Origin of the sequence: Bradyrhizobium elkanii WSM2783, assembly GCF_000472865.1 — a bacterium.
Classification (GTDB): Bacteria; Pseudomonadota; Alphaproteobacteria; order Rhizobiales; family Xanthobacteraceae; genus Bradyrhizobium; species Bradyrhizobium elkanii_A.
Genome location: NZ_AXAP01000009.1, coordinates 164,352 through 178,346, shown reverse-complemented (window position 1 = coordinate 178,346; position 13,995 = coordinate 164,352). Strand labels below are relative to the sequence as shown.

The 13,995-nt window shown below is 61.5% G+C and carries 11 protein-coding genes, 1 tRNA gene and 1 pseudogene; 5 read left to right on the top strand and 8 right to left on the bottom strand.

All coding sequences use genetic code 11. The features are described 5' to 3' along the window. Nucleotides 1-248: pseudogene (locus tag YY7_RS57985) on the top strand (IS701 family transposase); the annotation flags it as partial. Between the two features lie 568 nt (nucleotides 249-816). On the opposite strand, the gene YY7_RS0111475 reads toward YY7_RS57985, so the two are convergent. Next, complete coding sequence (locus tag YY7_RS0111475; protein ID WP_028163355.1) at nucleotides 817-1,974, bottom strand: bifunctional DNA primase/polymerase; 1,158 nt, start codon at nucleotides 1,972-1,974, stop codon at nucleotides 817-819. A gap of 466 nt (nucleotides 1,975-2,440) precedes the next feature. Further along, a complete protein-coding gene (locus YY7_RS0111465) occupies nucleotides 2,441-2,638 on the bottom strand; it encodes a helix-turn-helix domain-containing protein (protein ID WP_028163353.1) in 198 nt (65 codons plus the stop codon). 107 nt (nucleotides 2,639-2,745) lie between these two features. On the opposite strand from YY7_RS0111465, the gene YY7_RS0111460 reads away from it, so the two are divergent. Both YY7_RS0111460 and YY7_RS0111455 read left to right on the top strand, forming a co-directional pair. Then, nucleotides 2,746-3,306 carry a hypothetical protein gene (locus tag YY7_RS0111460; RefSeq protein WP_028163352.1) on the top strand — a complete coding sequence of 187 codons (561 nt, stop codon included), beginning with the start codon at nucleotides 2,746-2,748 and terminating at the stop codon, nucleotides 3,304-3,306. Between the two features lie 61 nt (nucleotides 3,307-3,367). Next, nucleotides 3,368-4,645, top strand: coding sequence for a tyrosine-type recombinase/integrase (locus YY7_RS0111455; RefSeq protein WP_028163351.1), 1,278 nt, complete (start codon nucleotides 3,368-3,370; stop codon nucleotides 4,643-4,645). A 48-nt stretch (nucleotides 4,646-4,693) separates the two neighbouring features. On the opposite strand, the gene YY7_RS0111450 is transcribed toward YY7_RS0111455, so the two are convergent. Then, nucleotides 4,694-4,769: transfer RNA gene (locus YY7_RS0111450), tRNA-Trp, on the bottom strand. Nucleotides 4,770-4,922: 153 nt separating this feature from the next. Here YY7_RS0111450 and YY7_RS0111445 point away from each other — a divergent pair. After that, entirely contained in the window at nucleotides 4,923-6,143 is a 1,221-nt protein-coding gene (locus tag YY7_RS0111445) for a serine hydrolase domain-containing protein (protein ID WP_028163350.1), read from the top strand. A 169-nt stretch (nucleotides 6,144-6,312) separates the two neighbouring features. Here YY7_RS0111445 and YY7_RS0111440 read toward each other — a convergent pair whose 3' ends face one another. Beyond that, complete coding sequence (locus YY7_RS0111440) at nucleotides 6,313-7,080, bottom strand: SDR family NAD(P)-dependent oxidoreductase (protein WP_028163349.1); 768 nt, start codon at nucleotides 7,078-7,080, stop codon at nucleotides 6,313-6,315. 74 nt (nucleotides 7,081-7,154) lie between these two features. Then, on the bottom strand, nucleotides 7,155-7,862 hold the full coding sequence (locus YY7_RS0111435) for a histidine phosphatase family protein (RefSeq protein ID WP_028163348.1): 708 nt from the start codon (nucleotides 7,860-7,862) through the stop codon (nucleotides 7,155-7,157). A 150-nt stretch (nucleotides 7,863-8,012) separates the two neighbouring features. Here YY7_RS0111435 and YY7_RS0111430 point away from each other — a divergent pair, with 150 nt between their 5' ends. After that, on the top strand, nucleotides 8,013-8,798 hold the full coding sequence (locus tag YY7_RS0111430) for an SDR family NAD(P)-dependent oxidoreductase (RefSeq protein WP_028163347.1): 786 nt from the start codon (nucleotides 8,013-8,015) through the stop codon (nucleotides 8,796-8,798). 1,061 nt (nucleotides 8,799-9,859) lie between these two features. Here the strand turns inward: YY7_RS0111430 and YY7_RS0111425 are convergent. The 3 genes from YY7_RS0111425 to YY7_RS0111415 form a co-directional block, all read right to left on the bottom strand. Beyond that, entirely contained in the window at nucleotides 9,860-10,729 is an 870-nt protein-coding gene (locus YY7_RS0111425; RefSeq protein ID WP_028163346.1) for a class II fructose-bisphosphate aldolase, read from the bottom strand. A gap of 256 nt (nucleotides 10,730-10,985) precedes the next feature. Next, nucleotides 10,986-12,389 carry an adenylate/guanylate cyclase domain-containing protein gene (locus YY7_RS0111420; RefSeq protein ID WP_051396663.1) on the bottom strand — a complete coding sequence of 468 codons (1,404 nt, stop codon included), beginning with the start codon at nucleotides 12,387-12,389 and terminating at the stop codon, nucleotides 10,986-10,988. 507 nt (nucleotides 12,390-12,896) lie between these two features. Beyond that, nucleotides 12,897-13,808: a DMT family transporter gene (locus YY7_RS0111415; protein ID WP_028163344.1), complete on the bottom strand. Its 912-nt coding sequence runs from the start codon at nucleotides 13,806-13,808 to the stop codon at nucleotides 12,897-12,899. Nucleotides 13,809-13,995 lie beyond the last annotated feature (187 nt).

Genomic DNA, 13,995 nt, shown 5'->3' with positions numbered 1-13,995 from the left:
TGAAGGAGGAACTTGGACTTGATCACTTCGAAGGGCGATCATGGCAAGGTCTTCATCGCCACGCCTTGATGACAATGATTGCCTACGCCTTCCTGCAACATCGTCGCCTCGCATACGCGGGGCGGAAAAAAAAGAATCAACGGGCCTCCGCCTCAGCCAACCATGCCAGCCGTACGTCACGCCATCGTCGATCTCATCCTTCGGCCGCCGTCTCAGCAGTGCCCATATTGCCGAAAGCAAATCCGTGAAAAACAGCGGCGAAAACACAATCTGCCAAAGTAGTGCTAACTAATCCTCCTTGGCATGTGGCTGGGATGTAGCTCTGGGGGCGATCCTCAGGACAGGGGTGGGGAAGAAAGGGGGAGCGGTGTTTAAGCGCGCAAAGGGATTTCGCGGAAACAAGCCGAAAGCCGCCAAACCGACCAGGTTCAAGGTTGGAGGGGCCCCGGCAAGAAGAAGGGGCTCGTCCAGCGAGCACTGGAAAAGTGGAAGGCGGAAGAGCGAGCCCGGGGCAAACGATGAAGCGATTGAATGGCTGGCAGCGGCTCGGGAATATCGCGAGTGTCATATGGCTGGTCGGCCTTTCAACCACTCGGTGCGTTGTTCATCGGTGAGGTCTGCCGGCATGATAAACACTACGTCTTTGGCCTCAGCGCAGGTCACACCGAGGGCCCGGCCAGTCTCTTCAGCATTTCGGATTTCACATGCGATTATGTGCTCTTGGTGCGGACAAATCGTAATACCTGCTTTCACTCTCACCATCTGCTCTCTCCTATAACTACTATCTCAGGGGGGCGCCCCGGCCGGCGCGGGGTGTTACTTGGAGGATAGGGTATCGAAAATCGAAGGCCAAGAATCGTGGGGGAACAGCTCGCGGAATGCGGTCGGCCCCCAGCGGTAGAGCCCGGCTACGCCTTTCGTCGGTCTCCTAATCATCACGATCCAGCCCTCTTCGAGTAGGCGTCGCCGGTAATGGCGGAGTTTGAGGACTGACCACCAATCCGTGAGGTGCGTCCCTACCAGTCCGTCTGCAACCATGAACCCGGTCGAGTGCGGCCTGTTCTGCTCCTTCAACCAGCAAAGCAATGCGAGCATCGGCGGGTCGCCAACGAACGTCTGCATCCAATCTCTCCTTTGATACCCGGCTCCGAATTCGTTCTTGTCCTCAAGCGTCAGCCTCCACCAGTGCTCGACTTTGGCCCTAACCCAGCTCTCGAGCTGCGGTTCGGGGAACTGAGCGTTGATGTGGACCGCTTCGGCCATCACATCGTCTTTGGCGCCGCCTTCGAGAAACACGCGCTTGCAGGCGCGAGCGATGGCCCTCCAGATGGAGGCGTCGCGGCTACCGTCTTGCACCTTCGTGAAGTCGACCACTTCGTCAGGTTGACCGCCAATATCGTCCGGCAGAACCAAAGGCTCGGAGATGCCCTCGGCCTTGTACGCCCGGCCGGGCAGATTCTGGATGATGGGCAACTGGCCCCGATTGGCGAGCAGTTGATCGAGCGTAATGTCGCCAATGAACTTGTATTCCCCGCCGGCGCATAGGCTTGGCGGCGAGACGCTGTAGCCGCCCCCGCCACACAGATCGACCTTGAAGTCGGGCCAGGGACGCGCGTCGACATGCCCGGCGTCGCCGGTAAGTCTGCGCTCGCCATTGTAGCGATACAGCAGGTGGAGCTTTCCAGAGGCCGTGCGAGCCTTGGCCGGGGTGTCACCGGCGCGCTGGATCACCGCGCGCTCAACTTGTTCCCCGTGCTCGTCAACATCTATCCGCACAATGCCGCTGAGGCGTCCATCCGGAACGCCGAGGGCATCGGCATTTGGTCTGTTATGAAACCAAGCCATTGATCGCGGCACAGTCAGATCGGCAACCTTAAAGCCACCGACCGACGGCTTCTTGTTGCGACCTAATGGAATGGATGGAATGTTGAAGCGGGCGTAGGTTTCAGCCGCTGCACGTGCAATTCCGGCCATCGCTGGCCCTCAATTGAAGAGGGCAGCTCACAGTGCGCTTGCTTTGTTTGCACACAAATGGCATGATCGAATCCTTCCAAAGATTTCGACGCCCAAGTTCCAACGCCTTCCGTTTGCCGCGGGAGGCGTTGCTCGTTTGCGGACCCGCGGTCCACGGCTCATGGAGACCCGATGGGCGCCTCCGACGGCATGTCCACGTCAACAGTGGCTTCAATTCTTGTGGGCAAAGCGACCAACGCCGCGAAAGCGTCAGGGTCGATGGTCCCAGAATATTCGCGCGCACAGCGGATTAGGGCGTCACGGGTCCGGCAGTAGGACCGGCCCCGCCAATCGTTTGCACGCGTGCTCTCTGGGGAGCCGCGACGCTGAAGGATCCACTGCGACCCGTCAGGGCATCGGATGACGCGCCAATTCGAGTTCAGCATCACAACGAGGTGCTGGTAGCAGTCGGCCACCTCCCGCAGGCTCATTTCGCCCCTGCCCGCTCTAGCATCTGCCGGAACGCCAGCTTAGGCACTCTGATCAATTTGCCGATGCGGATGACCGGAAGATCCCCACGCTTGGCCGCCTCATAACTGGCGTTGCGAGTAAGTCCCAGCATCTCGCCTGCTTCCGGCACCGTGTAGACAAGGCGCTTATTCTCGCTGATTTCTTCATCCGTCATGGTTCGCTCCGAATGGTGTAGTTCTACACCATAGACCATGACTTGCTGAGCTTAACAAGCGATTAGTGGTGGACACCACCGTTATTCGATCCTAATGTTGTTTCGTCATGATAAGTCTCAAAAGCTACTGCGGATTCCTGTCGGTCATCATCGGTTTAACGCCTGACGCCCTCTACGAGCGTCAAAGGGTGCTGGTTCGCGCCGGTGCTCTTTCGAACGCTGTCGCAGGAAAGGGACCCGGAAGCGGTATTCGTGCGACACCCGGGAACGTCTCTAAGCTATTACTTTCTGTCTTGGCATCGGACACCCTGTCGGAAATTCCAACCAGAACTCGAGAGCTTGCGGGGCTCAAAAGCGTTGCAGGCAAGTGTCCAATCACCAGCGAAGCCCGGTTTCAAAAGGCATTCGAGAACCTATTAAGCAATCGGACTCAAGCTGAATCCGTCCTTCGAATTGACGTCAAGCGAATGAGCGGAACGGCTCAGATAATGTTTAAGCGTTCCGACGCCCAAGTTGTCGCCTCAAAGTTCGGCGCCGACACCGAGCGTCACACGGGAATGGCCTTGCAGATTACAGCAACCATACCGGGATGGGGTATCGAGGCTATCTCGCAGGATATGGTCGATATCGCCGAGGGCAGCCCGCTTTCCGCTCATACACCGTACTAAGGATGCAGAAAATGACCGCATACGTCAGGCGACGATCAAAGCCAGTAAGGAGGCTGGAGAAATGAAAGGCTCAATTCGCGAGCGCTCGCCTGGTCATTGGGCAATCATCCTTGACCAGCCCGGCCCCGCCACGGGCAAGCGGAAGCGAAAATGGCACTCATTTCGTGGCACGAAGCGACAGGCACAGATCGAGTGCGCCCGGCTGATCTCGGACCTAAGCGGCGGGACGTACGTGGAGCCATCAAAGCTGACAGTAGGCCAATGGATCGATCAGTGGATTGAAGCTGGAGCGCCCGGGCGTCGACAGAAGAAGCCCAGTCAACGGTCGCTGGAGAGGTACGGGCAACTGCTACGCACGCATGTTAAGCCTGCGCTCGGCAATCGGCTGTTGCAGAAGCTGCAAGCGACCGAAATCGACAAGCGATACGTTGATATGGCGGAGGCCAAGGCCATATCCCCGCGCACGCAACATCATGTTCATGTCGTCCTTGGTGCATGCCTAGCGACCGCCCATCGCAAGGGCCTTCTTCTCGTCAACCCCATGACTCGCGTCGAGCAAATCCCGAACCCAGAGGGGCATATCTACGAGACGGACGAGGAGATGGCGGAGCCCGATTCGGACGACATCGGCGAAGGCCTGACCGAGGCCGAACTGGCGGCACTAGTCGCGGGCTTCGAATCGACAACCCAATATCCTGTGGTCGTGGTGGCGGCCGCCACAGGGGCGCGGAGGAACGAACTGCTGGCCTTACGGTGGTCTGATCTCGATGTTGCGAAAAAGACACTGCGGATCGAGCGGGCTTTAGAGCAGACGAAAAAGTTCGGGATTAGAATTAAGCCGCCCAAGACAAAACGAGGACTGCGCACCGTCGATTTGGACGACGCCACGATTGCCATCCTGCTGAAACAGAAGGAGCGGCACCTCCGGATCGTGGCGGGCATTCCCAAAGATGCCGCCGACGTTGACCTATCACTTGTGCGCCTGCCCGGTACGGCCCTGATGTTTCCGGCCCTATTCGGTCCCGGCCGCGGCGTGTCATTCACGGCGCCACGGGACCCGCGCAACTTCTCAAGGGAGTTTGCGGAGCGGGCCGGAAAGCTGGGTTTCGCCAAGACCCGGTTCCATGATCTGAGGGGCATCCACAGCACCGCCCTCCTTGACGCCGGCATTCCCGTGCACACTGTCGCCCAGCGGATCGGCGACGATCCGGCCACCCTGTTGCGGAGCTACACGAAGCGAAAGCGCCTGAAGCAGGCCGACGAAAAGCTCTCCAGCACCCTCACCGGATTAGCGGCTGGATTTCTCGGTGCTGGAAACGATTCGGTAGCAAAGCGGTAGCAAAGCCCGCCCGGGCCGAGATGGGGTTTATCTAAGTTATTGATTTCATGGCAGGAGTGGCAGGGCTCGAACCTGCGACCCCCGGTTTTGGAGACCGGTGCTCTACCAATTGAGCTACACTCCTAAGGAACCGAAGCGTCGCCGCCGGTTCGCGCCGTTTGAAGCACAGGGCATGGCCCGAATGCAAGGGCGAAGCGGTAAACGCCCTGTTCAAGATTGCACTTCTCGGCCAGACTTCGCCCCGTCGCCGCGACAACAAGAAGCAACGGGAGAGACCATGACCGCGCAAACCGCCACCAGGCCGACATCCGCCCCGCAGACGCCACCCCTGCCCTCCGCCAGGCCCGAGCAGCTCGGCCTCTCCAGTGTCCGGCTGCAGCGGATGTCCGACACCTTCAAGCGCGAGGTCGACAAGGGAACCATCCCCGGCGCCACCGTGCTGGTGGCCCGCCGCGGCCAGATCGGCTGGTTCGACACCATCGGCCGGCAGGCGCCCGAGGGGGCGCCGATGGCGCATGACACCCTCTTCCGCATCTTCTCGATGACCAAGCCGATCGTCTCGGTCGGCATCATGATGCTGCTGGAGGACGGCCACTTCCTGCTCAGCGATCCCGTCGCGAAATTCATCCCGGAATTCGCCGAGACCAAGGTCGGCGTCGAGAGTGGCGGCAAGCTCGAGCTGGTGCCGGCGAGCCGCCAGATGACGATCCAGGACCTGCTCCGCCACACCTCCGGTCTCACTTACGACCACACCGGCAACGGCCTGGTGCAGCAGCTCTACCAGCAGTCGCGGCTGCGCAGCCGCAAGATCACCAACGCCGAGCACGCGACCTTGCTCGCCAGCATGCCGCTGATCTGCCAGCCCGGCGCCGAGTTCAACTACAGCCGCTCCACCGACATCCTCGGCCGCATCATCGAAGTCGTCAGCGGCAAGACGCTGGGCTCCTTCCTGACCGAACGCATCCTGGCGCCGCTGCAGATGACGGAGACCGGCTTCTACACCGGCGAGGAGAATGCAACCCGGCTTGCCGAGGCGTTCCAGAGCGATCCCTGGAGCGGCGAGAAGGTGCAGCTGTTCAACATGCTTGAGAAGCCGGCGATGGAATCCGGCGGCGGCGGGCTGGTGTCGACCACGATGGACTATGCCCGCTTCTCGCAGATGCTGCTGAGCGGCGGCTCGCTCGACGGCAACAGGATCATCGGCCGCAAGACGTTGCAGCTGATGGCGTCGGATCACCTCGGCCCGCACGTGAAGATCCAGGGCACGCTGGTCCCGCCTGGCCACGGCTTTGGCCTCGGCTTTGCGGTGCGCACCCATCAGGGCATTGCGCCGTTTCCGGGCTCGGTCGGGCAGTTCTTCTGGAGCGGCGTCGCCGGCACCTTCTTCTGGATCGATCCGGTCGAAGACCTGTTCGCGGTGTTCATGTCGCAGGGCCCGGGCCAGCGCGACTATACCCGCACGCTGGTCAGGAACGGCGTGTACGCGGCGCTGGATTGACGCACCACCCACGGTCATGCCCCGCCACCGGGTCTCGCCTTCGGCGAGCCCGATGACAGGCTCCGGCGGGGCATCCAGTAAACGCCGGCGCCCTCGAGAATGGAGAGGCCGGTGGTTACTGGATCGCCCGCCTGCGCGGGCGATGACGGTGGCGTGTATGTCATGCACCTCAACTGATCGTCGCGCCGCCGTCGATCACCACCGTCTGGCCGGTCATGAAGTCGCCGGCCTTCGATCCCATCAGCACCGCGCAGCCGGCGATCTCGTCGGGGATACCGATGCGCTGCAGCGGCGAGCGCGCGGTCGAGGCCTTCAGGTTCTCCGGATTATCCCACAGCGCCTTGGCGAAGTCGGTCTTGATCAGGCCGGGCGCAATGCAGTTCACGCGGATATTGTGCTTGCCGTATTCGCAGGCGAGGTTGCGCGCGAGCTGCATGTCGGCCGCCTTCGAGATCGCGTAGGCGCCGAGGATGGTCGAGCCCTTCAGGCCGCCGATCGAGGAGACGATGATGATCGAGCCGTCCTTGCGCTCGATCATCTGCGGCACCACCATCGAGATCAGCCAGTTGTTGGCGACGATGTTGTTCTCGAGGATCTTGCGGAACTGATCGTCGGAGATACCGGCCAGCGGACCGTAATAGGGATTCGACGCCGCGTTGCAGACCAGCACATCGATCTTGCCGAAGGCGCGGTTGCTTTCGTCGACGAGGTTCTGAAGGTTCTCCTTGCTCGAGATGTTCGCCGCGACCGCGACTGCGGTACCCTTGCCGAACTTGCCGTTGATCTCTTTCGCCACCTCCTCGCAGACATCGGCCTTGCGCGAGGAGATCACCACCTTCGCGCCATGCTCGGCCATGCGCTCGGCAATGGCGCGGCCGATGCCGCGCGTCGAGCCGGTGATGACGGCGACTTTTCCCTTCATGTCGAACAAGCTCATGTTTCTCTCCCAGATGTGAAGTCTTGATATTGATCTCGAGCTAAGCAGCGTTCACCGTCACCGATATCAGCGCGTCAGGCGAGCTTGTTCTCCGGCACGACTTCCGGGCCGGCCGGCTGATGCATCGCGGCATGCTTTGCGTCCGCGATCCATGGCTGCTGGTTCACCATCGGCAACCGCCAGAGGCTGGTGTCGGCGCTTGCGATATGATCGAGCCGCGTCACCGAACAATTGTCGATGTCGAAGGCAAGCCCCCTCTCCGGCTGGCCGCCGAGCGCCAGACCGACGGCGGCCTTGATCGTGCCACCATGACCGACCGCGATCACGTCCTTGCCGGCTTCCGCGACATTGATCCGCACGATCGCACGGCAGACACGGGTGTAGAGATCCATGAAACTCTCGCCGTCGGGCGCGGGTTCGTTGATGTCGGCGAACCAATGGCTGCCGACCGGGCGGCTGGCGAGGAACGCGGCGCGGTTCATGCCCTGCCAGCGGCCGAGGTGCTGTTCGGCGAAGGCGGCTTCCTTCGTCATGCTAACGGGTTTCGGAAAACCCGCAGCCCAGATCGCCTCCGCAGTCTGATGCGTGCGCATCAGGTTGCTTGCGTACCAGACTGCGGTGCGCGGCAGGATCTTCGCGACCGCATCGAACACTTCGCGATCGCTGGTGTCGCATTCAATGTCCTTCTGGCCGTAGATATTGCCGCCATCGCTGCGCACCGGTGCATGCCGAACCCACCACCACCGCGTCGTGACTACCTTTGACTTGTCAGCATTGGACATCACAAGACCCCTTGAATAGTGTGCATGTGTCCTACGTCAGAGCACATCACGCCTCAAGTGACTTGTCTGAAGTGACTCGGGCGTTTGAAATCTTGTTTGAATTCCGCGAAGCGGCAAGCGCCGATACGCAAAGCTATCAGGGAGAAACACATGGGCCGCCTCGAAGGCAAATCCGTCATCATCACCGGCGCCGGAAGCGGCATCGGGCGCGCTGCCTCTCTGTTGTTCACGAAGGAAGGCGCGAAGCTGATCGCGGTCGACCGCACCGAAGCCGTGAATGACACCGCAAAGCTGGTCCGCGATGCCGGCGGCACTGTCGAACCCGTGACGGCGGATGCAGGCTCCGAAGCCGACGTGAAGGGCTTCATCGACAAGGCGCTCTCGAAGTACGGCAAGCTCGACGCGATATGGGCCAATGCCGGCATCAGCGGCGGCCTGGTGCCCCTCGCCGACCAGACGGTCGAGCACTGGCAGGAGGTGCTGCGCATCAACCTGATCGGACCGTTCCTCGCGATCAAGCATTCGATCCCGCATATGACCAGGCAGGGATATGGTTCGATCATCTGCACCGCGTCGGTGGCCGGATTGAAGGCCGGCGCCAGCGGCCATCCCTACGGCGCCAGCAAGGCCGGCGTCATCAGCCTGGTGCAGACTACCGCCTATTCGTTGTCCGGCACCGGTGTGCGCATCAACGCGGTCTGCCCCGGGCTGATCGAGACCGGCATGACCAAGCCGGTGTTCGACCGCGCCAAGGAGCGCGGCACCTCCGACAAGATCGGCCAGCTCAATCCGCTGAAGCGTGCCGGCCAGCCGCACGAACTCGCCGCGATGGGATTGTTCCTTGCGAGCGATGAAGCGTCGTACGTCAACGGCCAGGCGATCCCGGTCGATGGCGGCCTCACGGCGTCGATGCCGTACACGGGCAAGCCGATTTAGGTTGCGTGGGTGACGCGCGTTCTTCCCTTCTCCCCTTGTGGGAGAAGGTGTCGCGCATGAAATGCACGACGGATGAGGGGTTGTCTCCGCGGGCGACGGTGCGCGTGGAGAGAGACCCCTCACCCAAGTGAGTTCGTTGCGGGCGCCGGAGTAGCCCTCTCCCACAAGGGGAGAGGGCGCATCAATCGGCACGGGAAAAGCGTTGTGTCGCACACTCTCTCCACAGTCGTCATGCGCGCATGGGGATGGGTTCTGATTCAAATTTCAAACAGCGGACCCGTAGGATGGGTAGAGCGAAGCGAAACCATCGCGATGGAGCAAGCCGCGCGAATGATGGGTTTCGCTTCGCTCTACCCATCCTACGTCCGATTCAAGTAACGGATGTGAGTCCGCGTTCTCGCGGCATGCATTGCCCGAGCTTTGCGTCACTTTCCACCCTCTCATCGACTAGAGGGCGCAGGGAAAGCCGGGTGCTGGTTGCACCCGTGGGTCCCGTGCAACAAAAAGCACGGGGGTAGGACCACAGGTTCAACCGAAGCATTCCGGCTTTCCCTGCGCGATGGTNTTACGGNTTNCTTCGTGCTCTCCCCGGTGACCGGGCTCTTTTGCCACCGTCATCCTCAGGGATGTTTCCATTCCCCAGGACTTAGCGCCAGCGTCGGGGCGCCAGGACCACACGACTTCGCCGTCCGTGACGTGTGCGCTCGTCAGTCGCACGCATCGCGTCCACCGCATCTCACCGCAACGTTCGTGACGATCGCGACCCGCCCCTCATCCGCCGTGAGACGCGCGGAGTTAAATCACTGATTTGCCCGACGGCGAAAGCGGAATGTTTTTCGCGCGATGGCTGGACACCCCAAATCAGCTTGAGATCATTCGACAAATTGGATTCCACGCGCGCCAGATTCCCGGGATCGCTTCGGATCTCCCTGCACCGACGCGAAGCAAGATCGCGACTTTGATTTGCCCGTCGGGCACTGGGCAAGCGACAAGCACCGATGCCAACCGGAGAACTTGAATGCGTTTCCCGTCCACCGTTCGGGCGGCGCAGCACACGACGGCTACTTATCGCCGTTGAATAGGCTCAAGCGTGAGCGAGCTACGTTTTTCACCGATCCCACTGCGAACGGCAGGATCTTATAAGGGACCACTTCGTGGGGCTGTTGGGCCAACCCCTCCTCCAAGCCGCGTCTCCAGGCCACCCGCAATTCAGTATTGATGTGGATGATATTGATCCCCGCGGCGATTGCCTTCCGCAAGTCTTCGTCGTCGGTTCCCGATCCGCCATGCAGGGTAAGCGGCACTCGGGCCGCGCTCTTGATCTCGGCGATTCTCTGGATATCCAGCCGCTTCCGTGTTTGTCCCTGCACCATGCTCTTTAGCATCCCATGCATGTTGCCCACGGCCGGAGCGAGGATGTCGACCGCTGTAGAGTCGACAAACTGTTTCGCTTCTGCAGGAGAGGTTAAGCCCCTCGACAAGTCGGGGGCTTCTTCATGTATCTCAGAACCGGTTCCAATGTCGCCGATCTCTCCCTCGACAAGGACGTCGGGATTGATTGCTTTGAGAGCTTCGACCGCTTCTTTTGTTTGCCGTACATTCTGCTCGAATGGCAGCGCGGAAAGATCGAAGACGATAGCGTCAAATCCGGCCCTGACCGCTTCGACGGCCTTTGCCAGGGAATGCGTATGATCTGCGTTAAGGAATATTGGGCAGTCGCATTCCTCACGCAACCTCCGCACCAGAGCCGCAATTTCCGCGAGTCCGAAAAACTCCCGCTCGCCCTCGGATACACCGACCACCACCGGGACCTTAAGTTCCTGCCCGGCTGCCGACACCGCCTTCAATAGAACCCAATCGCCGACGTTGAAATGGCCGATCGCGACACCGTCTTTCTGATTCTGCTCCAAAGCATCCCGCAAGCGTTGCATCGAGAGCCTCCTCATAGAAGTTGCTGCGTAGTGCTCTGCACCATACTCGCATAGCTGGGTCTCCTCTTGCCTCTCTCGACGCGAAGTCACGGGCATTTGAACGCAGGGGCGCTCAATCCATTTCGGCCGGTTACGCTGGGCCGGAAGCAGCCAGCTGTTTTCTGGGCTGATCAACATCGATCTCGTGGGATAGCAGTCTGGCTTCATGCGACCGAGGCTCCGCACGCGCCAAGCCTGTTGCGATCACCGCGATCTATCACTCCTCCGCGCGTGCCTGCGTCCAGACCGCGATCGGCTGCTCGAGCCCGCGGATGGTCTGCGGGACCTGGGCCATCAGTGGACGAAACACCGCTTCTGCACTGTCGAGTTCGATCCTGGCCTGCCTGACGAGATCGTCACTCGCTACCAGCGCGCAGCCGAGCGCGCGGGTCAAGGCTTCGAGCCGGCTGGCGGCGTTCACGGTCGAACCGATTACCGCGAATTCGAGACAAGTCACTCCGATGTCGCCGAGCACGACCGGCCCATAATGCAGGCCAAAACTGACGCGGATCGGAATCTCGCCGGCCGTTTTGCGCTGGTTGTTCCATCGATCCGCTGCCGCCATCATCGCCTGCGCGCAGCGTAGCGCGTTAATGGCGTCAGCCTTTCCGACAAACGGCGTGCCGAAGGTCGCCATCAGCCCGTCGCCGAGATATTTGTCCAGCGTGCCGCTGTGACGGAAAACCTCCTGCTCCATCAGTGCGTGGAATTCGCGCAAGGTGCGCACGACCTCGTCCGGCGCGCGCGCGTCGGCAAAGGCCGTGAAGCCGACGATGTCGACGAACAGCACCGCGACGTTTTGCGTGCGCACCTGCTTCAGTGGCTCGTCATGCCCTGACAATTCCTCGACTACGTTCGGCGAGAAGTAGCGCGCGAGATTGCCGCGTTCGCGCTCCACCGCGGCATGCCGGATCAGGAGATCATTGCTGCGGCGCACCGCCACGGCGAGCGTCACCGCGACGATCATGAACACGACGATCTCCTGGATGCGCTCGCCGAACACGATCGAGTTGGGCGAGATCAGTTGAAACAGCCTGTGATCGCTGCCGATCGCCGCGGCGATGCGGGCGGTCAGCGCGGGATCGCGATCAGGCTGCCACCACACCCAGGCAATGCCGATGATCCAGAGGGCGGAGGTCCATGTTCCGACCGCGATGACCGTTCGCCAGGAATAGGCCAGCGTCGCGCCCGATAGAATCACGAAAAAATAGATGAAGTTGCCGAAATGGAGTTGCATCGCCGCCGGCCAGTGCCCGGAGCCGAAGGGATTCGGCCCCACGATGACGAACGTCAGCAGCGCGAGGTCGCAGAACAGCAACGCGAGCTCCGGCCTCGACACGCCGACCCGCCCAACCTTGACCTGAGCCCAGCCGATCAGCGCGAACAGGCCCAGCAGCGCCACATAATATAGCTGCTCCCACGCCGGGTTGATAATCGGCAACAGGCAGGCGATTACGGCGAGCGCGACATAGCGCGCCCGCACCGCGAGCCGCAGGCCCTCCCGCTTAGCCGCCGCGAGCGCGGCCTGCGCAAACTGAACGGTGTCAGTTTCGGTGTTGCGCCGACTGCGCGCACGGAGCAACGCGGCGGGCAAGTCGAGGCGCTCGACAAGCGTAGTCACGGGCGGTCTCCTTCGAGCGGGCGGCTGCAGCACAATTACGGACGCAATCAACAATCAGTCTAGTGATACATGAGTTTCAGGTCATCAGCTAAGGCTGAAGACCGACTCGCGAGAACGGATATCCGCAATATGCTCGGTAACCGTATCAACCAGGCATCGCGGGAGGTGCGTTCCGGGTCAGCACGCGACCTCGACGAGAGACGCGCGGAGTTAGATCACTGATTTGCCCGACCGCGACAGCGGAATGTTTTTTGCGCGAGAGCTGGACATGTTTCTGCTGATTTGCCCGTCCCGTTGATTTGTCACACCCAAAGTCATTGCGAGCGCAGCGAAGCAATCCATAGCGCACCAAGTGGAGGGCTGGATTGCTTCGCTGCGCTCGCAATGACGGGGCTGTCATTCCGGGGCATCGCGAAGCGATGAGCCCGGAATCCATCCAGCCGCGGGTGCGGGTGGAGAAATGGATTCCGGGTTCGCGCTTCGCGCGCCCCGGAATGACGGCGGTTGTCACAATCCATCCGGCGGCGGGCCGGATGCGCCTGCGGCCACCGGGCGTTTGCGTTTGTGCTCGCGGTGGAAGGCGTAGAGCCCTGAGAGCACGATGATCGATGCGCCCGCGATCATCATGGCGTCGGGCACATCGCCGAAGATGAGATAGCCGAGCAGCATGGCCCATAGCAGCGCGAGATAGCGGAACGGCGCCACGGCGGAGATATCGCCGGTGCGCAGCGCCACGATGACGCACTGGTAGCCGATCAGGACAAGGACCGCAGCCATCGCCAGGAGGCCGAGCGCACCGGCGGATGGCGGGGTCCAACCGCCGAGCGGGACGAGGATGACGGCGCCGGTTGCGGTCACCGTGACTGTTGTCAGCAGCGTGACGAACAGCGATGGAATCTGCGCCGGTATCTGCCTGGTCGCGAGATCGCGCAGCGCGCAGAAGACCACCGAGATCAAGGCGAGCAGCGCGAACTGGTTGAAGCCCTCGGCGCCTGGCCGAACGATGATGAGAACGCCGACAAAGCCGGCGATGATCGCAAGCCAGCGCCGCCAGCCGACGGGCTCGCCGAATGCCAGCGCGGCGCCCAGCGTGACCAGCAGCGGCAGCGCCTGGAGGATCGCGGAGATATTCGCGAGCGGCAGATGCGAGAGTGCCGCAAGGTACGAGACCGTTCCCCCGACTTCGCCTGTTACCCGCAGCGCGACCGGCCCTACCAGGAGCGTCCGAAACGACCGCAGCGCGCCCCGATGGAATGCCAGCGCCGCGATCAGCGTAATAGCAACGATGCCCCGCACCAGCATCACTTGGCCGAAGTTCATCTCCGCTGACACGACCTTGGTGATCGCATCGTTGATCGTGAAGCCCGCCGTGGCCACCGCCATGAACAGGCTTCCGCGGACGTTGGGGGAAAGCGCCAAGGGAAAGAGCCAATTGGCTAATGGATGATGGGACTAAATCGAATCGGTGCCGCGTCGGAGGTCCCTACCTCTCCCCAGTGGGGAGAGGTCGAATTGCGCAGCAATTCGGGTGAGGGGATCTTGCTTTATCGAAGGACCGCAACCCCTCACCCGGCGCTGCGCGCCGACCTCTCCCTATGGGAGAGGT

Excerpts from the sequence above, each read along its gene's own strand:
- YY7_RS0111475 (WP_028163355.1), bottom strand. The coding sequence starts at position 1,974 with ATGGCCGGAATTGCACGTGCAGCGGCTGAAACCTACGCCCGCTTCAAC.
- YY7_RS0111465 (WP_028163353.1), bottom strand. The coding sequence starts at position 2,638 with ATGACGGATGAAGAAATCAGCGAGAATAAGCGCCTTGTCTACACGGTG.
- YY7_RS0111460 (WP_028163352.1), top strand. The coding sequence starts at position 2,746 with ATGATAAGTCTCAAAAGCTACTGCGGATTCCTGTCGGTCATCATCGGT.
- YY7_RS0111455 (WP_028163351.1), top strand. The coding sequence starts at position 3,368 with ATGAAAGGCTCAATTCGCGAGCGCTCGCCTGGTCATTGGGCAATCATC.
- YY7_RS0111445 (WP_028163350.1), top strand. The coding sequence starts at position 4,923 with ATGACCGCGCAAACCGCCACCAGGCCGACATCCGCCCCGCAGACGCCA.
- YY7_RS0111440 (WP_028163349.1), bottom strand. The coding sequence starts at position 7,080 with ATGAGCTTGTTCGACATGAAGGGAAAAGTCGCCGTCATCACCGGCTCG.
- YY7_RS0111435 (WP_028163348.1), bottom strand. The coding sequence starts at position 7,862 with ATGTCCAATGCTGACAAGTCAAAGGTAGTCACGACGCGGTGGTGGTGG.
- YY7_RS0111430 (WP_028163347.1), top strand. The coding sequence starts at position 8,013 with ATGGGCCGCCTCGAAGGCAAATCCGTCATCATCACCGGCGCCGGAAGC.
- YY7_RS0111425 (WP_028163346.1), bottom strand. The coding sequence starts at position 10,729 with ATGCAACGCTTGCGGGATGCTTTGGAGCAGAATCAGAAAGACGGTGTC.